General features: G+C 66.1%; 23 protein-coding genes. 21 read left to right on the plus strand and 2 right to left on the minus strand.

Annotated elements, in window-relative coordinates; genetic code table 11:
• Positions 1-25 precede the first annotated feature (25 nt).
• Positions 26-1,099, plus strand: coding sequence for a glycosyltransferase family 2 protein (locus KKQ75_RS11935; RefSeq protein ID WP_213362411.1), 1,074 nt, complete (start codon positions 26-28; stop codon positions 1,097-1,099).
• A gap of 30 nt (positions 1,100-1,129) precedes the next feature.
• Here KKQ75_RS11935 and KKQ75_RS11940 read toward each other — a convergent pair whose 3' ends face one another.
• Positions 1,130-1,528: a GtrA family protein gene (locus KKQ75_RS11940; protein ID WP_213362413.1), complete on the minus strand. Its 399-nt coding sequence runs from the start codon at positions 1,526-1,528 to the stop codon at positions 1,130-1,132.
• Positions 1,529-1,635: 107 nt separating this feature from the next.
• Here KKQ75_RS11940 and KKQ75_RS11945 point away from each other — a divergent pair, with 107 nt between their 5' ends.
• A complete protein-coding gene (locus KKQ75_RS11945) occupies positions 1,636-2,565 on the plus strand; it encodes a ChbG/HpnK family deacetylase (RefSeq protein WP_213362415.1) in 930 nt (309 codons plus the stop codon).
• Between the two features lie 55 nt (positions 2,566-2,620).
• Here KKQ75_RS11945 and KKQ75_RS11950 read toward each other — a convergent pair whose 3' ends face one another.
• Positions 2,621-4,300 (minus strand): MBL fold metallo-hydrolase, encoded by a 1,680-nt coding sequence (locus KKQ75_RS11950; protein ID WP_213362416.1) that lies wholly within the window; start codon positions 4,298-4,300, stop codon positions 2,621-2,623.
• 91 nt (positions 4,301-4,391) lie between these two features.
• Here KKQ75_RS11950 and dapF point away from each other — a divergent pair, with 91 nt between their 5' ends.
• The 19 genes from dapF to murC all read left to right on the plus strand — a co-directional run bounded on the left by dapF (position 4,392) and on the right by murC (position 25,698).
• Positions 4,392-5,297 (plus strand): diaminopimelate epimerase, encoded by a 906-nt coding sequence (gene dapF, locus KKQ75_RS11955; RefSeq protein WP_213362417.1) that lies wholly within the window; start codon positions 4,392-4,394, stop codon positions 5,295-5,297.
• Positions 5,294-6,175: a DUF484 family protein gene (locus KKQ75_RS11960; RefSeq protein WP_349772158.1), complete on the plus strand. Its 882-nt coding sequence runs from the start codon at positions 5,294-5,296 to the stop codon at positions 6,173-6,175. Before dapF ends, KKQ75_RS11960 begins: the two co-directional genes overlap by 4 nt.
• Before the next feature lie 27 nt (positions 6,176-6,202).
• Positions 6,203-7,198, plus strand: a complete 996-nt coding sequence (locus KKQ75_RS11965) for a tyrosine-type recombinase/integrase (RefSeq protein ID WP_213362418.1) — start codon at positions 6,203-6,205, stop codon at positions 7,196-7,198.
• Positions 7,195-8,073: a restriction endonuclease gene (locus KKQ75_RS11970; RefSeq protein WP_213362419.1), complete on the plus strand. Its 879-nt coding sequence runs from the start codon at positions 7,195-7,197 to the stop codon at positions 8,071-8,073. The genes KKQ75_RS11965 and KKQ75_RS11970 overlap by 4 nt, the downstream gene beginning before the upstream one ends.
• A gap of 134 nt (positions 8,074-8,207) precedes the next feature.
• Complete coding sequence (locus KKQ75_RS11975; protein ID WP_213362420.1) at positions 8,208-9,458, plus strand: CobW family GTP-binding protein; 1,251 nt, start codon at positions 8,208-8,210, stop codon at positions 9,456-9,458.
• A gap of 169 nt (positions 9,459-9,627) precedes the next feature.
• Positions 9,628-10,269 (plus strand): RNA polymerase-binding protein DksA, encoded by a 642-nt coding sequence (dksA, locus tag KKQ75_RS11980; protein ID WP_250131085.1) that lies wholly within the window; start codon positions 9,628-9,630, stop codon positions 10,267-10,269.
• Between the two features lie 198 nt (positions 10,270-10,467).
• The gene (gene hslV / locus KKQ75_RS11985) at positions 10,468-11,025 is read left to right on the plus strand and encodes an ATP-dependent protease subunit HslV (RefSeq protein ID WP_213362421.1); all 558 of its coding nucleotides are present in this window, start codon (positions 10,468-10,470) and stop codon (positions 11,023-11,025) included.
• Positions 11,026-11,034: 9 nt separating this feature from the next.
• The gene (hslU, locus tag KKQ75_RS11990) at positions 11,035-12,369 is read left to right on the plus strand and encodes an ATP-dependent protease ATPase subunit HslU (RefSeq protein ID WP_213362422.1); all 1,335 of its coding nucleotides are present in this window, start codon (positions 11,035-11,037) and stop codon (positions 12,367-12,369) included.
• Positions 12,370-12,604: 235 nt separating this feature from the next.
• On the plus strand, positions 12,605-13,039 hold the full coding sequence (locus KKQ75_RS11995) for a division/cell wall cluster transcriptional repressor MraZ (RefSeq protein WP_213362424.1): 435 nt from the start codon (positions 12,605-12,607) through the stop codon (positions 13,037-13,039).
• Positions 13,040-13,048: 9 nt separating this feature from the next.
• Positions 13,049-13,975, plus strand: a complete 927-nt coding sequence (rsmH, locus tag KKQ75_RS12000; protein WP_213362425.1) for a 16S rRNA (cytosine(1402)-N(4))-methyltransferase RsmH — start codon at positions 13,049-13,051, stop codon at positions 13,973-13,975.
• Positions 13,972-14,304 (plus strand): cell division protein FtsL, encoded by a 333-nt coding sequence (ftsL, locus tag KKQ75_RS12005; protein WP_213362427.1) that lies wholly within the window; start codon positions 13,972-13,974, stop codon positions 14,302-14,304. The genes rsmH and ftsL overlap by 4 nt, the downstream gene beginning before the upstream one ends.
• The gene (locus tag KKQ75_RS12010) at positions 14,301-16,154 is read left to right on the plus strand and encodes a peptidoglycan D,D-transpeptidase FtsI family protein (protein WP_213362429.1); all 1,854 of its coding nucleotides are present in this window, start codon (positions 14,301-14,303) and stop codon (positions 16,152-16,154) included. Before ftsL ends, KKQ75_RS12010 begins: the two co-directional genes overlap by 4 nt.
• On the plus strand, positions 16,151-17,719 hold the full coding sequence (locus tag KKQ75_RS12015; RefSeq protein ID WP_213362431.1) for a UDP-N-acetylmuramoyl-L-alanyl-D-glutamate--2,6-diaminopimelate ligase: 1,569 nt from the start codon (positions 16,151-16,153) through the stop codon (positions 17,717-17,719). Before KKQ75_RS12010 ends, KKQ75_RS12015 begins: the two co-directional genes overlap by 4 nt.
• A gap of 8 nt (positions 17,720-17,727) precedes the next feature.
• Positions 17,728-19,143 (plus strand): UDP-N-acetylmuramoyl-tripeptide--D-alanyl-D-alanine ligase, encoded by a 1,416-nt coding sequence (locus tag KKQ75_RS12020; RefSeq protein ID WP_213362817.1) that lies wholly within the window; start codon positions 17,728-17,730, stop codon positions 19,141-19,143.
• Entirely contained in the window at positions 19,128-20,306 is a 1,179-nt protein-coding gene (gene mraY, locus KKQ75_RS12025) for a phospho-N-acetylmuramoyl-pentapeptide-transferase (protein WP_213362434.1), read from the plus strand. The genes KKQ75_RS12020 and mraY overlap by 16 nt, the downstream gene beginning before the upstream one ends.
• Positions 20,307-20,310: 4 nt before the next feature.
• Positions 20,311-21,858, plus strand: a complete 1,548-nt coding sequence (gene murD, locus KKQ75_RS12030; protein ID WP_213362435.1) for a UDP-N-acetylmuramoyl-L-alanine--D-glutamate ligase — start codon at positions 20,311-20,313, stop codon at positions 21,856-21,858.
• A complete protein-coding gene (gene ftsW, locus KKQ75_RS12035; protein WP_213362436.1) occupies positions 21,855-23,192 on the plus strand; it encodes a putative lipid II flippase FtsW in 1,338 nt (445 codons plus the stop codon). Before murD ends, ftsW begins: the two co-directional genes overlap by 4 nt.
• Positions 23,189-24,289, plus strand: a complete 1,101-nt coding sequence (gene murG / locus KKQ75_RS12040; protein WP_284069730.1) for an undecaprenyldiphospho-muramoylpentapeptide beta-N-acetylglucosaminyltransferase — start codon at positions 23,189-23,191, stop codon at positions 24,287-24,289. The genes ftsW and murG overlap by 4 nt, the downstream gene beginning before the upstream one ends.
• Positions 24,286-25,698: a UDP-N-acetylmuramate--L-alanine ligase gene (murC, locus tag KKQ75_RS12045; RefSeq protein ID WP_213362437.1), complete on the plus strand. Its 1,413-nt coding sequence runs from the start codon at positions 24,286-24,288 to the stop codon at positions 25,696-25,698. Before murG ends, murC begins: the two co-directional genes overlap by 4 nt.
• The last annotated feature ends 5 nt before the right edge of the window (positions 25,699-25,703 follow it).

A 25,703-nucleotide genomic window follows, 5' to 3' on the forward strand; every position in this document is an offset into this window, starting at 1 on the left:
CCCTGTCCCACAGTGATTGCTGTCCATGCCCAACAAGGCCTCCACTTCTGCTGATTCCTCGAAGTCTGCCGGCACCCTGTCCTGCGTGGTTCCGGCCTATAACGAGGCGGACAATCTCGCACGGCTGCTGCCCATGCTGCACGATGAACTGGATCGCACCGGGATGGCGTGGGAAATCATCGTCGTCAACGACGGCAGCCGTGACCATACCTTCGACACGCTGGCGAGCCTGAGCGAGCAGATCAGGGGGGTGCGCGCCGTGCATTTCTCGCGCAACTTCGGCAAGGAAGCGGCGATCACGGCTGGCATCGACATGGCGCACGGCGATGCCGTCATCATCATGGACGCCGACCTTCAGCATTCGCCTTCCCTGATTCCGGTGATGCTGCAGCACTGGCGCGAGGGCGCCGAGGTGGTATATGCCATCCGCAGCCACCGCGAGGACGAAAAGCCGCTCAAGCAGATCGGCACCCGCCTGTTCTACCGTGCCGTCAACCGCGGTGCCCGTTTCGGCATACCCCCCGACGCCGGCGATTTCCGCCTGATGGATCGCAAGGTCGTGCTGGCGCTGCGCCGCCTGCCCGAGCGCAACCGTTTCATGAAAGGGCTGTATGCCTGGGCGGGCTTCCGTACCGTGGCCATTCCCTATCAACCACTCACCCGCGAAAGCGGGCTGTCGCACTTCAACGCCATCAAGCTGCTGCATTTCGCCATCGATGGCATGACGGCCTTCACCACCTGGCCGCTGCGCGTGGTCACGCTGATCGGCCTGCTCGCCGCCGTGGTGGCGTTCCTCTACGGCTCCTGGGTCGTGCTGTCCTATTTCATCTGGGGCAACCACGTGTCGGGCTGGAGCACGCTGATCGTCTGCATCCTGCTGTTCTCGAGCTTGCAGATGATGTCGCTCGGCGTGATGGGCGAATACATTGCGCGCATCTTCGAGGAGGTCAAGCGCCGGCCGGTCTACATCGTGTCGGAAGAGCACGGCAGCGGCCTGCCGCGCAAGCGCCGCAACACGCTGTATCCGCTCTCGGGTGGGGCCAACACGGTCCATCCCGATCTGCCCGATCCGCTGCCGGATGATGTGACACTGCAGTAGGCCGCACGTGCCCGCCACCAGGGAGAGGCCTCAATGCCGATGCGTCGCCGAGCGGAACGCCCACAGCTTGCCGAGCACATAGGTGCCCGCAGCCACCGCCAGCAGCACGATCGCCAGCAGCAAGTCGTAGCGCCAGGGCAGCCATTGCAGCGCCAGCGCATAGGCGCCCTGATTGACCGCGAAGCCGGCGGCAGACACCGCAAGAAAGCGCGGCAGCGCCTGCCGCCAGGGCGCGCCGTGTTCGGCAAAGGTCCAGAGGGCATGGCCGGCAAACGAGACGCCGAAGGCAACCATCCAGCCCAGCACATTGGCCGGCAGCGGGCGCAGCCAGCCTGCCTCCACCAGCAGGCGCACCACGCCCCAGTGTACGGCTGCCGCGCAGCAGCCCACGACAATGAAGCGCAGTGGCGGGGGCAGGAGGTGAAGCATGGTGCAGCAAGCAGGGCAAAATGATCGAAGCGGCCATTCTATGCCTGCGCTGGCTTCGCTCCCGGCTGCTCCATGCTGTAATTCGGCGCCCATGCCACAATCGCCCAATGAGTGCTGATCCTTCCTTGCCGAGCGACGCCGCGGCCGCACCGCGCAGCGACATGGCGCATCCGTTGCCCTGCGTCTGCCTGTGCGTGGACGACTTCGGGCTGCACGCCGCCATCAACGATGCCGTGCTGCATCTGCTGGAACTTGGGCGCATCGGCGCCACAGGCGCCATGGTCGACGGCCCCGCATGGACGGCAGGTGCGGCTGCCCTGCATGCCCAGCCTGCCGGCCACATCGACGTCGGCCTGCATCTTGACCTGACCGAAGCGGCGCTGGCCAGCGAAAGCCGCGCCAAGCTGCCGCTGCGCCAGTTGATCGTGGCGAGCTATACACGCCGGCTCGATCCGTCCTGGCTGGCCAGCGAGGTGAGGCGCCAGCTCGATGCCTTCGAACGGGCCTGGCAGCAGCCCCCGGCCTTTGTCGACGGCCACCAGCATGTGCACCAGCTGCCCATGGTGCGCGAGGCCCTGCTGGACGAACTGCTCCAACGTTACCCCGATCCCGCACAACGCCCCTGGCTGCGCGACACCCGGCCGGCGCTGGGCCTGAGCGCCGGGGTCGCCAACGCGTTCAAGGCGGCGGTGATTGCCGCACTGGGACGCCCGGCCCTGCGGCGCATGGCCACCACCTACGGCTTTGCCACCAACCGGGCGCTGTCGGGTGTGTACGATTTCCAGGGCGACGGCGTGCGCTACCAGCAGCTACTCGGCGCCTGGCTGCTGCACGCCCGGCACGGCGATGTGCTGATGTGCCACCCCGCCACGGCCATGGTGCAGGGCGATGCGATTGCGGCCGCACGCTGCAACGAATACCAGGTGCTGGCCTCCGAATGGTTTGGCGGCTTGCTGGAGCAGCTGCCCCTGCGTATCGGGCCGCTGGCACGCTGGCTGCGCGAGGCGCAGCAGGCCCGCCACGGGGGCACGGCCTAAGCTGGGCCCACCCGCGCGTCAGATGCGGCAGAAAGCCGCGCACACCGAAGTAGCCTTACGCCTCGCCCCGCTTGGCGCGGATATGCTCCACATGCGCGATCAGCGAGCGCCGCGCCAGCGGCCACAGTGCCTCGGGCGTGTCGGAGTAGGCCAGCGGCACCCAATCCTCCGGCGCGCCATCCGGCAGCTGTTCCATGGCTGCCGCCACCCGCGCCTCGCGCGCCAGCCGGTGCGCGCGCAGGCCTTCGATCACGGTGGTGGCATGCTGCATCGCATAGCCGTGCGCCGGCAGGATGAACTCCAGCTCCTGCTCCTCGCAGGCGCGCTCCAGCTTGTCCAGCGAGGCCAGGTAGTCGCCCATGTTGCCGTCCGGCGGATCGATGATGGTGGTGCTGCCATTGAGGATGTGGTCCCCGCTGAATAGCAGCTCGTCCTCCAGCAGCGCCAGGCACACATGGTTGGCGGTATGGCCGGGCGTGAGGATGGCCTGCAGCGTGTGCCGGGTGCCGTCCGGCTCTTCCAGCAGCAGGGTCTGGCCGTCCGCCAGCACTTCATCCGGCAGGAACTGGCTGTCGGCACGCGCATCCGGGCCGTGCGGCACGCCATAGATCGGCGGCGTGGGCTTCTCGGCCATCATGGCGCACAGCTGCTGCAGCAGCACGGCGCCGGGGCTGTGGTCGGGGTGGGAGTGCGTGCAGATGATTAAGCGCACATCGCCGCCGGTGGCCTCCAGCAGCTTCTGCTGGTGCGTATCCAGTGCCGGGCCGGGATCGATCACCGCGTAGCCGCTGGCCTCGGTGCCGACGATGTAGCTGTTGGTGCCGGGGCCCGTCATGCGGTTGGCGTTGGGTGCGGTCAGGCGCCGGACGTTGCGCAGCAGCGGCACGGGGCGCTCGTGCTGCCATTCCAGCGTGTGCGCCACCTGACCGTGCGGCGTGACCAGGCCGATTTCGCCAAAGGCCAGTTCATCGTTGACGATGCGGGCCTCCTTGCCGTTGTCCAGGGCACCGCGCGGGCAGTAGGTCCAGAGGGGCTCCTCGCTGCAGGCGTCGAGCAGGGCATCGACCGTTTCAAAGTGTGCAATGCGGCGCAGCGTACGCTCGGTCGGGAACATGATGGCGAACTGCTTCTTCTCATGCAGTTCCAGCGCTTCGGCAGGACGGACCCAGCGGGCCTGGAACTGCTCGTGCTCGTCCGTCTGCACGGTCTGGCCGGCCGGCATGCGCGCGACCAGGAAAGGCGTGTCGAAGCGTTTGGGAATGTCCAGCGGACCGATCCAGCGTGCCAGCACGAAGACCTGGTCCACCATCAGCTGCAGGCCCATCTGCGCGCAGGCCTGGTAGAAGGCCTCGGCCGTGTTGCGGCGGCCGATGCTGGCATCGAGCTGGTCCACCTCCACCTGTGTGGCGGGCGAACCATCGGCACGACGGGCGAGCAGCACACCCACTTCCTCGAAACTCTCGCGCAGCGCGGCCAGGGCCCAGGTCAGCTGCTCGCCGCCCTGGCCGCTGCGCTGGTGCACCAGGCCCGGCTGTTTCGGCGCTTCGGCATCGGCGGCATCCACGGCACCGCCAGGAAACACATACAGGCTGGCGGCAAAGCTGGCCTTGGCCGATCGCCGCGTCATCAGCACTTCCATGCCTTGCGGGCCATCGCGCAGCAGCAGCACGGTGGCGGCCAGGCGCGGGTTCAGGGTCGGGACTGCGGGATGGAGTTGCTGGCTGGGGCGGGGCATGGCATGAATACTTCTGGTAAAGACAGCTGAAAACTATGCCACAAACTGTGGTGCCCCGGCGCAGCGCCATGCCTTGATTGATAATGCCGTGATGCGAATTCCCTTTAGCAAGATGCAGGGGGCGGGCAATGATTTCGTCGTGCTGGACGAAACGCGCACCCGCTACCACCTGCGTCCCGAGCACTACCGCTTTCTGGGCGACCGCCGCTACGGCGTGGGTGCCGACCAGATCCTGACCGTGCGCCCGGCCACGCAGCCCGGCGTCGACTTCGCCTATGTCATCCATAACGCCGATGGCGGCGAGGTGGAGCAGTGCGGCAATGGCGCGCGCTGCTTCGTGCGCTTCGTGCAGGAGCAAGGCATGACCGACAAGGCGCGCATCCGCGTGCAGGTGCAACACGGCATCATCGAACTCGAAGCGCTGCCCGATGGCCTGGTGACTGTGGACATGGGCGCGCCCCGTCTGGACCCGGCCGCGTTGCCCTTCGTTGCCGATGGCCTGACGCAGCGCTTGCAGGGCGAGGCCGAACTCTGGCGTCTGGACCTGTCCGCTGCCGGCATTGGCGCCCCTGTGGAGGTGGCGCTGGTTTCCATGGGCAATCCCCATGCCGTGCTGCTGGTGGACGACGTGATGGCGGCGGCGGTGCAGGCTGTCGGCCCCGCCGTGCAGGCCTTGCCGGCCTTCCCGAACAGTGTCAACGTCGGCTTCCTGCAGGTGCTCGATCGCGGCCACGTCCGGCTGCGCGTGTACGAGCGCGGGGCTGGCGAAACGCTGGCTTGCGGCACCGGCGCCTGCGCCGCCGTGGTCGCGGGCATTCGCCTGGGCCTGCTCGATTCGCCGGTGCAGGTGGATGCACTGGGCGGCACCCTGCGCATTGCCTGGCAGGGCGGGGATGCGCCCGTGCTGATGAGCGGCCCCGCCACCACCGTGTACCACGGTGAAATTGATCTGCCAGACCACCCCTGGCTTCCGGATGTTTCCAAGGTTCCTGCATGAACGCCAACGAATTTGCCCCCATTACCGAGCGCGATATCGCCGAATTCCTGATCCAGAACCCTGGCTTCTTCGAGCGCAATGCCGAGCTGCTGTCTGCCGTGCAGTTGGGCAGCGCGCACGGCCAGCGCGTGGTCAGCCTGCATGAGCGCCAGGCCGAGATGCTGCGCGACAAGATCAAGGTGCTGGAGCATCGCCTGGTGGAAATGATCCGCCACGGCAGCAACAACAGTGTGACAACCAACCGCCTGCTTAAATGGGCCACCGGCCTGTATCTGGAGCACGACCTGAACGCGCTGCCCGGCAAGATCTGCAACGACATGCGCGACGTGTTCATGGTGCCGCAGGCGGCGCTGCGCGTCTGGGGCGTCACGCCCGAATTTGCCGATCAGCCCTTCGCCCAGGGCGTGAGCGCCGATGCGCGCAACTTCGCCTCGTCCCTGAGCGCACCGTACTGCGGCATGCATGTGGGCGTGGAAGCCGTGAAGTGGCTGGAAGAGCCCACGCAGGCGGCCTCGCTGGCCTTGCTGCCGCTGCGCCCGGCCGGACAGCCGCGCGCGCCGGCCTTCGGCATGCTGGTGCTGGCGTCGCCCGATACCCAGCGCTATCAGGAAGACATGGCGACGGATTTCCTGGAGCGCATTGCCGAGATCGCCAGTGCAGCGCTGTCGCGGCTGACGACGCCGGGGCCATCCGGCACGGGCACGGCGCCATCCGTGGCAGAAGCCGCGCCGGCAGCCGATGCCACCGTCGCGGCCGGTGCGGCCCGGATGGCGGCTGTCGCACCCGCTGTTGGGGACGCCTCCTCCGGAGCCGCGGACGGCGCAGGGACAGCGCCCACCATGGAACCGGTAGAGAGCGTTACGAGCGAGAGCCGGTAACCGGGCTCATCGTCGCTCAAGCACGTCATGTCCCCCGCGCAAGCCCCTGCCAGTCCCGACGCAAACCTCGTCGCCGATCCGCTGGTGCTGCGCTACCTGGATTTCGTCCGCTTCGAGAAGCGCCTGGCCGCGCGCACCGTCACCCTGTACCAGGAAGACCTGCACAAGCTGCAGGACTTTGCCGCCGCCGCCGGCCAGAGGCTGGTGCAGGTGCAATCTGCCCACGTACGCCGCTGGATCGCCACCATGCACAGCCAGGGCCGCAGTCCGCGCGGCATCGCGCTGATCCTGTCCGGCTGGCGCGGCTTCTACCACTGGCTGGCGCAGGAGCGCCTGATCGCGCACAACCCGATCGAGGGTGTGCGTGCGCCCAAGGCGCCCAAGCCGCTGCCCAAGGCATTGCCGGTCGATGCCGCGATGCAGCTGGCGGATTTCCACAAGCCGGTGGCAGCCAGGCCGGATGCTGACAGCGGCTGGCAGGAGCTGCGCGATACCCTGATAGTGGAGCTGCTCTACGGCGCCGGCCTGCGTGTCGGCGAACTGGTCGGCCTGGATGCCGCCGCCGGGCCTGACGCCCGCGGCTGGCTGGATCTGGACGACGCCCAGGCCCACGTGCTGGGCAAGGGCAGCAAGCGCCGCAGCGTGCCACTCGGCAGCCAGGCTATCGCCGCGGCGCGCGCCTGGCTGGAGGCCCGCTCGGCGCTGCCGGTGGCGCAGCGCACGCCGGCCCTGCTGATCGGCCGCAACGGCACCCGCCTCACCGCCCAGTCCATCTGGCAGAAGCTGCGCCAGCGCAGCCAGCAGGCCGGCCTGGCCACCCCCGTGCACCCGCACATGCTGCGTCATTCCTATGCCAGCCACGTGCTGCAATCCAGCGGCGACCTGCGCGCGGTGCAGGAACTGCTCGGCCATGCCAACATCAGCACCACGCAGATCTACACGCGGCTGGACTTCCAGCATCTGGCGAAGGTCTACGATGCGGCGCATCCCAGAGCGAAAGTAAAAAAGGATTCTGATTCATGACAATTCCGAAAGTCAGTGTCATTAAGCAGGGCTTGCTTGAGGTGTTGCAGGACGGTCGTCCGCGATTGTTGCGTGAGACCGTGCCGGAACTGGCGAATCGATTCCAGTTGAGCCCTGAAGACCTGGCGGTACGACATGCTTCGGGTGCTTTGAAGTTCGAGAATCTGGTGCGCTGGGCGCGGCAGCACCTGAAAGATGATGGCGCTATCTCGATTCCAGATCGGGGCATGGTCCAGATAACAGACGTTGGAAGGCGACTCGTAAACGCTGGGGGAGATTTCATTGAGCTGCCTCAACCATCTCTAGCGTTCTCCTCCGAGGTGCAGCAGGGTATTCCACCCGTGCCGCCAGAAGAAGCGCTGGATGCAGCAGTCGAGTCCCTGGCTACGGAGTTGCGCGCCGATGTATTGGAGCGCGTCAAGCAGGTTACACCCCAGCAGTTCGAACGTCTGGTGGTCGATTTGCTGCTGGCCATGGGCTATGGGTTTGATGAATCATCAGGTCATGTCACCCGATATACGGGCGATGGAGGTATTGACGGGCTGGTGCACGAGGACAAGCTGGGTTTGAGTTCGATTTATGTCCAGGCCAAACGCTATACCGAGCAGAACGTGGGACGACCGGAAGTGCAGCAGTTCCTGGGCGCATTGACAGGAGCTGGCGCCGTCAAGGGGGTATTCATTACCAGCGCTGGATTTTCCCGGGATGCGCGCGAGTTCGCGACGCGTCTCCAGAATCAGAAAGTGGTTCTGATCGATGGACCACAACTGGCCCGACTAATGGTGGAGCATGGTGTCGGCGTTGCCACGGTCAAAACCATTGCCATCCAGCATGTGGATAGCGACTATTTCGATGCAGGGTGGAATCAAGCTTGACGCATCTCCGGCATGTCCATGGCTGCAAAAGGTTGCCATGTTGTCAATACAATGGCTTTTTCTTGTCAGGGCAGTGCACCCGACATCTATCTAATTCTTGTGCAGCCTAAGGCTGTGCGTATGGTTGAACAAGTATGGCCCTCATCCCCGCCACCATCCTCACCGGCTTCCTCGGCTCCGGCAAGACCACGCTGCTCAAGCGCGTGCTGACCGAGGCGCACGGCCAGAAAATCGCCGTCATCGAAAACGAGTTCGGCGAAGAGAACATCGACAACGAGATCCTGGTGTCCGACACGCAGGAGCAGATCATCCAGATGAGCAATGGCTGCGTCTGCTGCACCATCCGCGACGACCTGCGCGCCACGCTGCAGCTGCTGGCCGCCAAGAAGCGCAAGGGCCTGCTCGATTTCGAGCGCGTCATCATCGAAACCACCGGCATGGCCGATCCCGGCCCAGTGGCACAGACCTTCTTCATGGACGACGAAGTCGCCGAGAGCTACCTGCTCGATTCCATCGTCACGCTGGTCGATGCCAAGCACGCGCAACACCAGCTCGACGAGCGCCTGGAAGCGCAGCGCCAGGTCGGTTTTGCCGACCAGCTGTTCATCAGCAAGGCCGATCTGGTCAGCAAGCAGGAACTGCTCGACCTGCAGAACCGCCTGCGCGCCATGAACCCGCGTGCGCCGCAGAAGGTGGTGCACTTCGGCGAAGTGCCGCTGAACGAGGTGCTGGACCTGCGCGGCTTCAACCTCAATGCCGCGCTCGAGATCTATCCCGAGTTCATGGAGGCCGACGACCATCACCACCACGGCCATGCGCACGACTGCGATCATCACCACGCCGAAGGCGAGGCCTGCAACCACCATGGCCACCAGCACGCGGAGGATTGCGATCACCACCACGCGGAAGGAGAGGCTTGCAACCATCACGGCCACAAGCACGCCGAGGACTGCGATCACCAGCATGCCGAAGGCGAAGCCTGCAACCACCACGGCCACAAGCACGCCGACGATTGCGATCACCACCACGCCAAGGACGAGCCCTGCAACCACAAGGGCCACCACCACGCCCACCATCATCACCACGATGACGACGTGAAGAGTTTCGTCTACCGCGCGCGTCGCCCCTTCGATCCGGCCAAGCTGGAGGATTTCCTCGGCGCCATCGTGCAGATCTACGGCCCCAAGATGTACCGCTACAAGGGCGTGCTCGACATGAAGGGCACCAACCGCAAGGTGATCTTCCAGGGCGTGCACCAGCTCATGGGCAGCGACCTGGGCCCGGAATGGGGCAAGGACGAACAGCGCGAGAGCAAGATGGTGTTCATCGGCGTCGAGCTGCCGCGCGAGATTCTCGAGCAGGGTCTGAAGCAGTGCGAGGTGTGACATACCGCACCGCATCCGTGCGGATTGCGGTGCGCCATCGACATGTCACGTAAAACCCATACAATCCCTGCTTTTTTAGCGCCCATAATTAGCGAAAATCGCTTATTTGCCACCTGACAGGCATCCCGGCCGATCAGGCGAGGCAACAACAAGACAAGGGGGAGACACCATGGCCACCCATTCGCAGTCCAAGCCGGCTGCGCGCGCCGCCACTGGCAAGGCAGCGCCGCGCAAGAAGGCAGTGGCGGCCGGTATCACCCCTGATGAGGCCGTCCTTACCGCCGGCAACCCAGAGCCGCAGCCCGCTGCGGCAGTTTCCCGTTCCCGATCGACTGACATGACTGACACGTCCCTGAAAAAAGACGCCAAACTCGCCAACAACTGGAAGAAAAAGGCTCCGGAAGAGCTCTCCGATGCCGAAGTGCTGGCCATGCCCGAGTCCGAATACATGAACAACGCGCAGATGGCCTTCTTCCGCCACAAGCTGACGCTGCTGAAGGACGATATCCTGAGCAATGCCGGCCAGACCGCCGAGCACCTGCGTGAAGACGCCGTGGTCACGCCCGATCCGGCCGACCGCGCCACCATCGAGGAAGAGCACGCGCTCGAACTGCGCACGCGCGACCGCGAGCGCAAGCTGCTCAAGAAGATCGAGCAGTCCATCGCGCTGATCGACGCCGGCGACTACGGCTACTGCGACGAAACCGGCGAGCCGATCGGCATCGGCCGCTTGCTGGCGCGCCCCACGGCCACGCTGTCGCTCGAGGCGCAACAGCGCCGCGAGATGAAGCAGAAGCTGTTCGGGGACTGAGCCAGACGGCTGCCCCGGCCCTGGATGGCGCTGCCAGAGGGGCTTTCCCGGTTTTTAAAGACGGTACGGGCGTCGAGCTGGTGCGGCCCTGTACGTTGACTGCGCCTGTGTCCGTCCACTGTCACACTGCGCGTCCAGAATGAAAGATCACCGCCTGCGCGCTTGCAAAGCCGGGCGGTCATCCCCATCTGAGTCGCCATGGAACAGTATCACGGAACCACCATTCTCAGCGTGCGTCGCCAGACGCCCCAGGGCCTGCAGGTCGCCATTGGCGGCGACGGCCAGGTCACGCTAGGCCATATTGTCGTCAAGGGCTCGGCCCGCAAGGTGCGCAAGCTCTACAACGGCCAGGTGCTGGCCGGCTTTGCCGGCGCCACCGCCGACGCCTTTACCCTGTTCGAGCGTTTCGAGGCCAAGCTCGAGAAATACCAGGGCAATCTCACGCGAGCCGCCGTCGAGCTGACCAAGGACTGGCGCACCGACCGCGTGCTGCGCCGGCTCGAGGCCATGCTGGCCGTGGCCAACCGCGAAGCCTCCCTCATCATCACCGGCAATGGCGACGTGCTCGAACCCGAACTGGGCATCGTGGCCATCGGCTCCGGCGGCGCCTATGCGCAGTCGGCTGCCCGCGCGTTGATCGAGCACACCGACATGTCCGCCGAACAGGTGGTGCGCGAGTCGCTCCGGATTGCCGGCGACATCTGCATCTACACCAACCTGAACCACACGATCGAAACGCTGGACTTCCCGGCCTGAGCTAGCACCATGTCCTCCATGACCCCCCAGGAAATCGTCTCCGAACTCGACCGCCACATCGTTGGCCAGAACCAGGCCAAGCGCGCCGTCGCCATCGCCATGCGCAACCGCTGGCGCCGCCAGCAGGTCGACGAGAAGCTGCGCCCCGAAATCACGCCCAAGAACATCCTGATGATCGGCCCGACCGGCGTCGGCAAGACCGAGATCGCCCGCCGCCTGGCACGTCTGGCCGATGCACCCTTCATCAAGGTCGAGGCCACCAAGTTCACCGAAGTCGGCTATGTCGGCAAGGATGTGGACTCCATCGTGCGCGATCTGGTCGAAGTGTCGGTCAAGCAGACGCGCGAGCAGGCCATGCGCCGCATGCGCGCCAAGGCCGAGGACGCCGCCGAGGAGCGCATTCTCGATGCACTGCTGCCGCCCGCGCGCCCGGTGGGCGAGTATCCGGTCGCGTCCAGCTCCACTGACAACGCCACGCGCCAGGCCTTCCGCAAGAAGCTGCGCGAGGGCCAGCTCGACGACAAGGAAATCGAGATCGACCTGCTCGATCCTGCGCCCGCCATGCAGATCATGGGCCCGGCCGGCATGGAAGAAATGGCCGAGCAGCTCAAGGGCATGTTCAGCGCCATGGGGCAGGACAAGCGCAAGACGCGCCGCGTCAAGGTGGCCGAAGCCATGCGCCAGCTGATCGACGAGGAGGCCGGCAAGCTGGTGAACGAGGACGAGATCCGCACCCAGGCCATGGAGAACGCCGAGCAGAACGGCATCGTCTTCATCGACGAGATCGACAAGGTGGCCGGCAGTGCCGAGCGCAGCGGCGCCGACGTGTCGCGCCAGGGCGTGCAGCGCGATCTGTTGCCGCTGGTAGAGGGTACTACCGTCAGCACCAAGTACGGCATGATCAAGACCGACCACATCCTGTTCGTGGCTTCGGGCGCCTTCCACCTGAGCAAGCCGAGCGACCTGATCCCCGAACTGCAGGGCCGCTTCCCGATCCGCGTCGAACTGCAGAGCCTGTCGGTGGCCGATTTCGAGGCCATCCTGACGCAGACACAGGCTTCGCTGATCAAGCAGTACCAGGCCCTGTTGGCCACGGAAGGCGTTACACTGGAGTTCGCTCCCGAGGGCATCACGCGTCTGGCGCAGATCGCCGCCGACGTGAACGAGCGCACCGAGAACATTGGCGCGCGCCGCCTCTCCACCGTGATGGAGCGCCTGCTCGAAGAAGTCAGTTTCGACGCCGTCAAGCTGGCCGGGCAGACCCTGCAGATCGACGCTGCCTACGTCGATGGCAAGCTGGGCGAACTGTCCCGTGACGAGGATCTGAGCAGATACATTCTGTAATCAGTTTTTCTGTCTCAAGCAAAACTTTGAGAGCCTGACCCAAGTCGTTATTTTTGCAGCCATTTTTCGCTCGGATGGCTGCAAAACGCGGCGTAAGTGGTTGATTTCATTAAAAAAATCACGACCCGGACGATTGTTCCGGGTCTTGTTTCCTGATACAGTGTCGAAAAGTGGATTTAAGTGGTGAATATTGCCGCTGGCCACCTGTTTTTGGAGCTGTTTCAGGAATTCTGGCGTGTTTGAAGGTGCTTCTTCCCTCTCGGTGGATGCCAAAGGACGGATTGCGATACCGACCAAGTATCGTGCCGCCCTGTTGGAGGCCGCCCAGGGCAAGCTGCACATCACGCGCCACTTCCAGGAAGACTGCCTGCTGCTGTTCCCCGAGAACGAGTGGGTGCAGTTCCGTGAACGTGTGGCGGCCTGGCCGATGTCGGCCGCCTGGCAAAAGCGCATCGTGCTGAGCAATGCGCTGGGCCTCGACATGGACGAGAACACCGGCCGCGTGTTGCTCTCGCCCGAACTGCGCGAGGCCGCCATGATGGGCAAGGAAGCCCTGCTGCTCGGCAACGGCAGCCATTTCGAGCTGTGGGACAAGGGCGTTTACACCGCCAAGGAAGCCCTGGCACGTCAGCAGCCCCTGCCTGCAGCGCTGCAGGATCTCGTCTTCTGAGGGGTCGGCATGGACGCCAACTGGAAACACACCACAGTCATGCTGGGTGAGGCGGTCGAAGCCTTGGTGCACGACCCTGCCGGCTGCTACGTCGACGGCACCTTCGGTCGCGGCGGCCATACCCGTGCCATCCTCGGGCAGCTCAACGAGCAGGGCCGCGTCATCGCCTTCGACAAGGATCCCGAGGCCGTGGCCCATGCCAACGCCATCGACGACAGCCGCTTCTCCATCCGCCACGACAGCTTCACCGGCATGGAAGAGCTGCCGGCGCACAGCGTGGATGGCGTGCTGCTCGACCTGGGCGTGAGTTCCCCACAGATTGACAACCCGGCGCGCGGCTTCTCGTTCCGTTTCGAGGGCCCGCTGGACATGCGCATGGATCCGACGCGCGGCGAGAGTGTGGCCGAATGGCTCGCCCATGCCGAGACGGACCAGATTGCGGAGGTGATACGTGATTACGGCGAAGAACGGTTTGCTCAACAGATTGCAAAGGCGATTGTTGCTCGCAGACAGGAGCGGGGCCCTGTTGCAGGCACCGCAGAACTGGCCCAGCTCGTGGCTGGTGCGGTCAAAACCCGCGAGCCGGGTCAGGACCCTGCAACGCGGACATTTCAGGCTCTTAGGATTTTCATCAACGCAGAGCTTGAAGAGCTGCAGCAGACGCTGAAGGCCACGCTGCGCCTGCTCAAGCCGGGCGGGCGCCTGGTGGTGATCAGCTTCCATTCGCTGGAAGACCGCATCGTCAAGCAGTTCATGGTGCAGCACTCGCGTGAAGTATTCGACCGCCGCATGCCGGCGGCCTTTGCGCGTGCGCCCGCGCCCATGCGTCTGACCGATGTGACGCGTCTGCGTCCCACTGCCCAGGAAGTGCAGGATAACCCGCGTTCGCGCAGCGCCGTGCTGCGCTACGCCACCCGTACCGAGGTGCCGGCATGATGCGCCTCAACATGATTCTGCTCGCGGCCGTGCTCGGCAGCGCCTTCTATCTGGTGCAGCTGCAGTACGAGTCGCGCACCGTGTATACCGCCATGGACAAGACCCAGGCCGCGGCGCGCAAGCTCACCACCGAGCGCGAGACGCTCGAGGTGCAGAAGCGCGCCCAGACCGCCGCCCTGCGCGTGCAGGGCATTGCCCGCGAACAGCTGGCCATGCGCGAGGCCACGCCTTCCATCACCCAGTACGTCACCATCCGCAACGGGCAGGTGACGGTGAGCACGCCCGTGGCTGCCGCGGGGCAGACCAGCGCGGCCGGGAGGAAGCCATGATCCGTTTCGGCCGCCAGGATCGCCAGGACCGTCAGGACCGCGCTCTGCAGCGCAGCCTCAAGGGGGTCACCAGCGTCAAGGGCGTGAAGAACGTCTCGCTGGGTGCCAACCCGCTGCTGACCAGCCGCACGCCGGTCTGGCGCAGCCGCCTGCTGGTGGGCGGGCTGGCACTGGGCTTTGCCATCATGGCGGGCCGCGCCGCCTACGTGCAGATCTTCGGCAACGACTTCTTCCTGCGCCAGGGCGAGGTGCGCTTTGCGCGCACGCTCGAGATGCCTGCCAACCGCGGCCGCATCCTGGATCGCAACGGCCTGATCCTGGCTTCCAGCGTGCCGGCCGAAAGCATCTGGGCTTTCCCCGAGGAGGTGGACCAGGAGGAAGACGCTGCCAAGCTGCAGAAGATGGCCAAGCTGCTCGGCATGCCGATGAAGGACATCGAGAAGCGCCTCGATATCGAGAACAAGAACTTCGTCTATATCAAGCGCCAGGTCGATGAATCCATCGCCAAGCAGATTGCCGACCTGCACATCAAGGGCATCTACCAGCGCAAGGAATACCGCCGCCAGTACCCCGAGGGCGAGGCCGTGGCCCACATCGTCGGCTTTACCGACGTGGAGGACAAGGGGCAGGAGGGCATGGAGCGCACCTTCAACACCCAGCTGGCCGGCAAGCCCGGCTCGCGTCGCGTGATCAAGGACCGCCTCGGCCGCGTGATCGAGGGCGTGGGCGAACAGGTGCCGCCCACCGACGGCCAGGACATCCACCTGACCATCGACAGCAAGGTGCAGTACTTTGCCTGGCAGAAGTTGCGCGACGCCGTGCAGGCCTACAACGCAAAGGGTGGCAGCGTGGTGGTGCTCGACGTGCAGACCGGCGAGGTGCTGGCGCTGGCCAACTACCCGAGCTACGACCCGAACAACCGCAAGAACCTGTCCGGCGAGCAGCTGCGCAACCGCGCGCTCACCGACATCTACGAGCCCGGCTCCACCATGAAGCCGGTGACCGTGGCACTGGCACTGCAGCAGGGCAAGGTGACCCCGAACACGCTGATTGCCACCGGCAACGGCCGCATGACCATCGGCACCGCCAGCATCGGCGATACCCATGGCTATGGCACGCTCACGGTCGATGGCGTGGTGCAGAAGTCGAGCAACGTCGGCACCGTCAAGATCTCCCAGCGCCTCACCGGCGAGGACATGTGGGAGAACTTCAGCAACATCGGCCTGGGCCAGAAGCCCGACCTGCCGTTCCCCGGCATGGCTGCCGGCCGCCTGCGCCCGTACAAGAGCTGGCGCGAAGTGGAAAAGGCCACCATGAGCTACGGCTACGGCCTGTCCGCCAGCCTGTTCCAGCTGACGCGTGCCTACTCGGTGTTCGCGCGCGATGGCGTGATGATGCCGGTCACCCTGGTGCGTGACGGCGTGGTGGACAGCACCGGCAAGTTCAAGCCGCTCGAGAAGAGCGAGGGCAAGCGCGTCTACAGCCCGAAGGTGGCCAAGCAGGTGATGCACATGCTGCACCTCGTGACGCTGCCCGGCGGCACCGCGCAGCAGGCCCAGACCGTCGGCTACTCGGTGGGCGGCAAGACCGGCACCGCGCGCAAGCAGGAAGGCCGTGGCTATTCCTCGCAGAAATACCGTGCCTCGTTCGTGGGCGTGTCGCCGATTGAGTCGCCCCGCATCGTGGTGGGCGTGATGATCGACGAGCCTCGCGGCAGCATCTACGGAGGTGTCGTGGCCGCTCCGGTGTTCAGCGAGGTGGTGCAGCAGACGCTGCGCATTCTCGGCGTACAGCCCGACATGTCGGTGCAGCCGGGTGTGATTACCGATGCTCCGCAGGAGTCGCTATGACAGACAAGAACCTCCTGCCCCTGTTGACGACGCCGCAGCAAGCGGCGCAATGGTTGCGCCAGCACGCGTCCGTGCTGCGCACCGACAGCCGCAAGATCCAGCTCGGCGATGCCTTCGTGGCCTGGCCGGGCGCGGCGCATGATGCGCGTGCCCATGTGCTGGCTGCGCTGGAGCGTGGCGCTGCCGCCTGCCTGGTGGAAGCCGAGGGCGTGGATGCCTTCGACTTTGCACAGCCGCAGGCGCAAGCGCAGGTGGCGGGCCGCGTGGCGGCCTATGTCGGCCTCAAGCGTGCCACAGCGCTGGTGGGCGCCGAGTTCTACGGCCATCCGTCCGACGCCCTGGCTGTGATTGCCGCCACCGGCACCAACGGCAAGACCAGCACCGCCTGGTGGCTGGCGCAGGCGCTGTCGCAGGTCGCCGCACTGGACGGCCGCTCGCATGGCTGCGGCCTGGTCGGCACGCTGGGCGTGGGCCGCTTCGTCAATGGCCAGGCCGAGCTGAGCTACACCGGCCTGACCACGCCCGATCCGGTACTGCTGCAGGGCCAGCTGCGCCAGTTCGTGCAGCAGGGCGTGCAGGCCTGCGTGATGGAAGCGTCTTCCATCGGCATTGCCGAGCACCGTCTGGACGGCACCCGTATCCGCGTGGCGCTGTTCACCAACTTCACGCAGGACCATCTCGACTATCACGGCAGCATGCAAGCCTACTGGCAGGCCAAGCGCGCACTGTTCGACTGGGAAGGCCTGCAGGCCGCCGTCATCAATGTCGACGACGCCCAAGGCGAGCATCTGGCCCAGGAACTGGCGGGCGGTGCGCTCGATGTCTGGACCGTCTCCTGCGAAGGCAAGCCGGCACGTCTGGAGGCGCGCGACATCCACTATGACGCGCAGGGCCTGGTGTTCACGCTGGTGGAAGAGGGCGGCGAGAGCCAGCTGCTGCGCACCGCGCTGATCGGCCAGTACAACGTTGCCAACATGCTGGGCGTGCTGGCCTCGCTGCGCGCGCTGCAGGTGCCGCTGGCCCAGGCGGTGCCGGCCTGCAGCGGCCTGCTGCCGGTGCCCGGCCGCATGGAATGCCTCACCGCCGCAGGCCAGCCGCTGGTGGCGGTGGACTATGCCCACACCTCCGATGCGATCGAAAAGGCGCTGGAGGCGCTGCGTCCGCTGGCGCAGCAGCGTGGCGGCCAGCTCTGGTGCGTGTTCGGCTGCGGTGGCGACCGCGATCCGGCCAAGCGCCCGCTGATGGCACAGGCTGCCGAGCGCGGCGCCGACCGCGTGGTGGTGACCAGCGACAACCCGCGTACCGAAGACCCCAAGGCCATCATCGCGCAGGTGCTGTGCGGGCTGGAGCAGACCAACGGCGTGCTGGTGCAGGTCGACCGCGCGCTGGCGATTGCGGCGGCGGTGCAGCAGGCAGCGCCGCAGGACGTGGTGCTGGTGGCCGGCAAGGGGCATGAGGATTATCAGGAAATCAACGGGCAACGCACCCATTTCTCGGATCAGGAACACGTGCAGATGGCACTGGACAAGCGGGCGCAACAGGCCCGGGAAGGGGCCACCGCATGAACGCCCCGATGATGACTCTGGAGCAGGCAGCCCGTTGGCTGCCGCACGCCGTTCTGGTGGGCGATGGCGCCACTGCCGTGCAGCGCGTGCATACCGATACGCGCACGCTGCAGCCGGGCGACCTGTTCGTGGCGCTCAAGGGCGAGCGCTTCGATGCCAACAGCTTCTTGGCGCAGGCGCGTGAAGCCGGCGCCGTGGCAGCCGTGTGTCAGCCCGGCCAACTGGCCGCCATGGGCTGGAATGGTCTGGAAGTGGCCGACAGCAAGCAGGCGCTGGGCCAACTGGCCGCCGGCTGGCGAGCGCAGTTCAGGCTGCCGCTGATTGCCGTGACCGGCAGCAACGGCAAGACCACCGTCACGCAGATGATTGCCTCCATCCTGCGCGCGGCCGTGGGCGAGGCCGCGTTCTCGACCCAGGGCAACCTCAACAACGACATCGGCGTGCCGCTGACGCTGCTGCGCCTGCGCGACGCGCACCGTCTGGCCGTAGTCGAACTCGGCATGAACCATCCGGGTGAGATCGCCGGTCTGGCGCAGATGGCGGCGCCGACGGTGGCGCTGGTCAACAACGCCCAGCGCGAACACCAGGAATTCATGGGCACGGTCGAGGCCGTGGCGCACGAGAACGGCAGCGTGATTACCGCGCTGCCGGCCGACGGCATTGCGGTCTACCCCGCAGACGACGCCTACACCTCCGTGTGGCAGACCGTCTCCGGCACGCGTCCCAGCTTGCGTTTTGCGCTGGACGCAGCCAGCGGCGCCGAAGTGCACGCCACGCAGATCAGCTGGGTCGGCGCGCACTGGGAGGTGCAGGCGGTCACGCCGCACGGCCCGCTGTCCTTCACGCTGCAGGTGGCCGGTCGCCACAACGTCAAGAATGCCCTCGCTGCTGCCGCCTGCGCGCTGGCCGCCGGCGTGGCACTGCCCGCCATCGCGCAGGGCCTGTCCGGCTTCGAGCCGGTCAAGGGCCGTTCGCGTGCCTTCGAGGCGCAGTGGCAGGGCCGTGCCCTCACCGTGGTGGATGACAGCTACAACGCCAATCCGGATTCGGTGCGCGCCGCCATCGAGGTGTTGCGCGAACTGCCGGCCCCGCGCCTGCTGGTGCTGGGCGACATGGGCGAAGTCGGCGACCAGGGCGAGGCCTTCCATCAGGAAATCGGCCAATACGCCCGCGAGCAGGGCATCGAGCAGGTGCTGACGCTGGGCAGCCTGGCGCGCCATGTGGCGACGCAATTGCCGGCTGCGCAGCACTGTGGTGATGCCCCGGCCGACATGCCTGTGCTGCTCGACAGAATGCAGGCGTTGCTGCCGCAGGTGAGCAGCGTGCTGGTCAAGGGATCGCGCTTCATGCAGATGGAGCGCGTGGTGGAACTGCTGCAGCAGGCACAACAAGACAAGAAGGAAAATACATGCTGCCCGCACTGACCCAATGGCTGATGGAGCTGTACCCGCAGTACGGTTTCCTGCGCGTCTTCCAGTACCTCACCTTCCGTGCGGTGATGACGGCCATGACTGCGCTGATCCTGGGGCTGCTGGCCGGCCCCTGGGTGATCCGCCGCCTGCGCGAGCTGAAGATCGGCCAGCCGGTGCGCGGCTACGGCATGGAAACCCACCTGAGCAAGAGCGGCACGCCCACCATGGGCGGCATCCTGATCCTGCTGTCGATCGCGATTTCGACCTTCCTCTGGGCCGACCTGACCAACCGCTTCGTCTGGATCGTGTTGATCGTGACGCTGGGCTTTGGTGCCATCGGCTGGGCCGATGACTGGCGCAAGGTAGTGCGCAAGGATCCCGAGGGCATGCCCTCGCGCGAGAAGTTCCTGTGGCAGACGCTGATCGGCCTGGGTGCCGCGCTGTACCTGATGTTCAGCATCTCCGAGAGCGACAACTACCGCGTGATCCAGCTGGTGTACGAGTGGATCCGCTCCGGCTTCGACATCAACCTGCCTCCCAAGGCCGGCCTGATGGTGCCCTTCTTCAAGCAGATCAGCTACCCGCTGGGCGTGTTCGGTTTCGTGGCGCTGACCTTCGTGGTGATCGTTGGCAGCAGCAACGCCGTCAACCTGACCGACGGACTGGATGGCCTGGCCATCATGCCGGTGGTGATGGTCGGCTCGGCGCTGGGCATTTTCGCCTATGTCACGGGCAGCAAGGTGTTCTCGGGCTACCTGTTCCTGCCGCACATCCCGGGGGCGGGCGAATTGCTGGTGTTCTGCAGCGCGATGATGGGCGCCGGCCTGGCCTTTCTCTGGTTCAACACCCATCCGGCGCAGGTATTCATGGGCGACGTGGGCGCGCTGGCACTGGGCGGCGCGCTGGGCACCATCGCCGTGATCGTGCGCCAGGAAATCGTGCTGGCCATCATGGGCGGCATCTTCGTGGTGGAAGCGCTGTCGGTGATGCTGCAGGTGACCTACTTCAAGTACACCAAGAAGCGTACCGGCACCGGGCAACGTCTGTTCAAGATGGCGCCGCTGCACCACCACTTCGAGAAGAACGGCTGGCGCGAGACGCAGGTCGTGGTCCGTTTCTGGATCATCACCATGCTGCTGTGCCTGGCCGGCCTGTCCACCCTGAAGCTGAGGTAAGACCATGGGCGGCATTCTTGATCAAAAAAACGTGCTGATTCTGGGCTTGGGCATTTCCGGTCTGGCGATGGCGCGCTGGTGTGCCCGCCAGGGCGCCAGCGTGACCGTGGCCGACAGCCGCGAGGCACCGCCCAATCTGGCGGTGCTGCAGGCGGAGGTGCCGCAGGCGCGCTTTGTAGCCGGAGCGTTCAGTGCCGACCTTCTGGCCGGCAACTCCGTGCGTGCCGTCTTCGTCAGCCCTGGTCTGGCGCCGCAGGATACCGCCGCCGTACTGGAGCCGGCGCGCGCGCAAGGCCTGTGGGTGGGCGGCGAGCTCGACCTGTTTGCCCAGGCGCTGCGCACGCTGCAGCAAGAGCAGAGCTATGCCCCCAAGGTGCTGGGCATTACCGGCACCAACGGCAAGACCACTGTCACCTCGCTCACCACGCAGCTGGTGGAGCGCGCTGGCCTGAGCGTGGCCATGGCCGGCAACATCGGTCCTACGCTGCTCGATACCCTGTCTGCCGCGATCGACGCGCAGGCGCTGCCGCAGGCCTGGGTGCTGGAACTGTCCAGCTTCCAGCTCAACGACTGCACCAGCTTCGAGCCGACCGCCGCCACCATCCTCAACGTATCGCAGGACCATCTGGACTGGCACGGCGGCATGGAGGCCTATGTGCAGGCCAAGGCGCACATCTTCGGCCAGCAGGGCGTGGCGGTGCTGAACCGCGACGATCCGGTCGTGATGGCGCTGCTGCCGCAGCTGGTGCCGCAGAGCCAGCCGGGCACCAAGGCGGCCAAGGGCGAATTCCAGCGCAACTTGATCAGCTTCGGTTTCGGCATGCCGACGCGCCCGGGCGATTTCGGTCTGGAAGAAGTCAACGGCATGGTCTGGCTGGTGCGTGCCGGCGAGCAGGACGAAACGCTCAAGGGCAAGCGTGCCCGCGCCGCTGCCGAAGAGGAGCTGTTCATCCAGCGCCTGATGCCGGCCGATGCGCTGCGCATCCGCGGCCGCCACAACGCCAGCAATGCGCTGGCCGCGCTGGCACTGGCGCTGCAGACCGGTGCGCCGCTGGCGCCCATGTTGTACGGCCTGCGCGAATACCGCGGCGAGCCGCACCGCGTGGAGCCGGTCGGCATCGTGGAGCAGGTGGAGTATTTCGACGACAGCAAGGGTACCAATGTGGGCGCCACGCTGGCTGCCCTGAATGGTCTGGGCGCCGACCGCCGCCTGGTGGTGATCCTGGGCGGTGAAGGCAAGGGGCAGGACTTTGCCCCGCTGGCGTCCGCGGTGCAGCGCTGCTGCCGCGCCGTGGTGCTGATCGGCCGCGACGCGCCGCTGATCGAAACCGCGCTCAAGGACACCGGCGTGGCGCTGCTGCACGCCGACAGCATGCAGGCCGCCGTCAACACCGCGGCTGCGCAGGCGCAGGCAGGCGATGCCGTGCTGCTGTCGCCGGCCTGCGCCAGTTTCGACATGTTCAAGGACTATGCCGACCGGGCCCACCAGTTCTGCGCCGCCGTGGCGCAACTGGCCGAGGACCGCGGCGCTTCTCTGGAGGGAGCGGCATGAGTGCTGTACTGCCCGGCAATCCCGCCGGCAACCGCTGGCAACGTCTGCGCGACCGGTTCGCCCGTCCCGGCGCGGCGCTGCCGTGGCAACGCGAGAAGGACGAGAACGCCATCCCCGTGCGCATGCCAGCGTCCGCCTATGCACGCGCCCGCACGCCGCAGCTGACCATGGCCAACGTTAGCGTGGACCAGGCGCTGGTCTGGGTGATCGCGGCGCTGCTGCTGTGGGGCTTGGTGATGGTGTTCTCCGCCTCCATCGCCATGCCGGACAATCCGCGCTTTGCCAATTACGCGCAATCGCACTTCCTCACGCGCCACCTGTTCTCGCTGCTGATGGGCGGCGTGGCGGCGTTGATCGTGTTCCAGGTGCCGATCAACGTCTGGGAAAAATGGGCGCCGGTGCTGTTTATCGGGGCCGTGCTGCTGCTGATCGCGGTGCTGATCCCGGGCATCGGCAAGGGCGTGAACGGTGCACGCCGCTGGATTTCGCTCGGCATCATGAACTTCCAGCCATCCGAACTGGCCAAGCTGGCCGTGCTGCTCTACGCCGCCGACTACATCCGCCGCAAGATGGAAGTGCAGGAGCGCGAGCGCAATATGGGCGACATGGAGCGTTTCATCCGCGCCGTGGCGCCGATGGCCGTGGCCGTGGGCCTGGTCGGCGTGTTGCTGCTGCTCGAGCCCGACATGGGCGCCTTCATGGTGATCGCCGTGATCGCCATGGGCATCCTGTTCCTGGGCGGCGTGAACGCGCGCATGTTCTTCCTGATCGCCATCATCCTGGTGGGCGTGTTCGCGCTGATGATCGCCACCTCGCCCTGGCGCCGCGAGCGCGTGTTCGCCTATCTGGATCCGTGGAGCATGGAGCACGCGCTGGGCAAGGGCTACCAGCTCTCGCACGCGCTGATCGCGATCGGCCGTGGCGAGCTGTTCGGCGTTGGCCTGGGCGGCAGCGTCGAGAAGCTGCACTGGCTGCCCGAGGCGCATACCGACTTCCTGTTGTCGGTCATCGGCGAGGAATTCGGCTTCATCGGTATTGCCATCCTGATCGTGCTGTTCTTCTGGCTAACGCGCCGCATCATCGAGATCGGCCGCCAGGCAATCGCGCTGGACCGCACCTTTGCCGGACTGGCCGCGCAGGGCGTGGGCCTGTGGATCGGCTTCCAGGCATTGATCAACATCGGCGTGAACCTGGGCGCGCTGCCCACCAAGGGTCTGACGCTGCCGCTGATGAGCTACGGCGGTTCCGCCATCCTGATGAATCTGGTCGCGCTGGCCATCGTGCTGCGCATCGACCATGAAAACCGCACCCTGATGAAGGGAGGCAGCCTGTGAGCCATCCGAGCAAGACGGCCCTGATCATGGCCGGTGGCACCGGCGGCCACATTTTCCCCGGCCTGGCCGTGGCCGAGGCGCTGCGCGCGCGCGGCTGGAACGTGCACTGGCTGGGCGCGCCCAACAGCATGGAAAGCGAAAAGGTGCCGGCGCGCGGCTTTGCCTTCGAACCGGTCGAGTTCGGCGGCGTGCGCGGCAAGGGCCTGTCCACGCTGCTCAAGCTGCCGCTGCGCCTGAGCCGTGCCGTGGGCCAGGCCAAGGACGTGATCCGCCGCGTCAACCCCGATGTGGTGATCGGCTTCGGCGGCTATCTGACGGCGCCGGCCGGCATTGCTGCCGCGCTGCTGGGCAAGCCGGTGTTGCTGCACGAGCAGAACTCGGTGCCGGGCATGGCGAACAAGCTGGTCTCGAAGATGGCCAAACGCGTGTTCACAGCCTTCCCGAACGTGCTGGGCCATACCGCCAGGCCGCCGTTCGTCGACGGCAAGGTGAGCTGGGTGGGCAACCCGCTGCGCGAACCCTTCCTGCGCCAGCCACCGCCGGCCGAGCGCTTTGCCGAGCGTACCGGCCCGCTCAAGCTGCTGGTGGTGGGCGGCAGCTTGGGCGCCAAGGCGCTGAACGAGACCGTGCCCAAGGCACTGGCTCTGCTGGACGCCACGCACCGCCCGTGGGTGGCGCACCAGAGTGGCGAGAAACAGATCGAGGCACTGCGCCAGGCCTATGATGCCGCCGGCGTCGATGCCGCGCTGCTGCCTTTCATCGAGGACACGGCGCAGGCCTTTGCCGAGGCCGACGTGATCGTCTGCCGCGCCGGCGCCAGCACCGTGACCGAGATTGCCGCCGTCGGCGCTCCGGCCGTGTTCGTGCCCTTTCCCTTTGCCGTGGATGACCACCAGACCACCAACGCCCGCTTCCTGGTCGAAGCGGGGGGCGGCTGGCTGGCTCCGCAAACCCAGCTCACTCCCGAGTGGCTGGCCGAATTTCTGAAGAACGTGACGCGCGCCGAACTGCTGGACCGCGCGCAAAAGGCCAAGAAGATGGAAAAACTGCAAGCCACGGGAGCGATCGTGGCGGTGTGCGAGGAGCTCGTCGCATGAAACACGTCGTCAAGCACATTCATTTCGTCGGCGTCGGCGGCTCGGGCATGAGCGGCATTGCCGAGGTGCTGCTCAACCTGGGCTACACCGTGTCCGGTTCCGACCTGGCCGACAACGCCACCACGCGCCGCCTGGGCGCGCTCGGTATCCAGACGCATGTGGGCCACGCGGCCGATAACATCCAGGGCGCGGACGTGGTTGTCACCTCCACCGCCGTCAAGGCCGACAACCCGGAAGTGGTCGCTGCCCGCGAGAAGCGCATCCCCGTGGTGCCGCGCGCCATGATGCTGGCCGAGCTGATGCGCCTGCGCAAGGGTATCGCCATCGCCGGCACCCATGGCAAGACCACCACCACCAGCCTGGTCGCCAGCGTGCTGGCCGAGGCGGGTCTGGATCCGACCTTCGTCATTGGCGGCCGCCTGAACAGCGCCGGCGCCAACGCCCGTCTGGGCACCGGCGAATACATCGTGGCCGAGGCCGACGAGTCCGATGCTTCCTTCCTGAACCTGTCGCCCATCATGGCGGTCGTCACCAACATCGACGCCGATCACATGGAAACGTATGGCCACAGCTTCGCCAACCTGAAAAAGGCCTTCGTCGATTTCCTGCACCGCATGCCCTTCTACGGCCGTGCCATGCTGTGCATCGACAGCCCGGCCGCACGCGAGATCCTGCCCGAGGTGGGCTGCCCGGTCACGACCTACGGCATGTCCGAAGACGCGCAGATCCGTGCGCTGGATGTGCGCGCCGTCGGCAACCAGATGCACTTCCGCGTGCAGCGCAAGGACGACAACGGCCAGCTGTATGGCCCCGAACTGCAAGTGCAGCTGAATCTGGCCGGCGTGCACAACGTGCTCAACGCCCTGTCGGTCATCGGCGTGGCGATGGCGCTGAACATCCCGGATGAGGCCTTGCTCAAGGGCCTGTCCGAATTCAAGGGCGTGGGTCGCCGCTTCCAGCACTACGGCCCCTTCCCCTGCCGCGAGGGCGGCGAGTTTCTGGTGGTTGACGACTATGGCCACCATCCGGTCGAAATGGCCGCCACCATCGCTGCCGCCCGCGGGGCCTACCCCGACCGCCGTCTGGTGCTGGCCTTCCAGCCGCACCGCTACAGCCGCACGCGCGACTGTTTCGAGGACTTCGTCAAGGTCATCGGCAAGGCCGATCTGGCGCTGCTGGCCGAAGTCTATGCCGCTGGTGAAGAGCCCATCGTGGCCGCCGACGGCCGTGCCCTGATGCGCGCGCTGCGCGTGGCAGGCAAGGTCGAGCCCGTGTTCGTCGAGAAGATCGAGGACATGCCCGAAGCAATCCTCCACGCTGCCCGCGATGGCGACGTGGTGCTGAGCATGGGTGCCGGCTCCATCGGCGCCGTTCCCGGCAAGCTGGCCGCCCTGCAGGAAAAGGCCTGAACCGT

The organism is Brachymonas denitrificans (assembly GCF_907163135.1).
In the GTDB taxonomy this organism is placed as follows: Bacteria; Pseudomonadota; Gammaproteobacteria; order Burkholderiales; family Burkholderiaceae_C; genus Brachymonas; species Brachymonas denitrificans_A.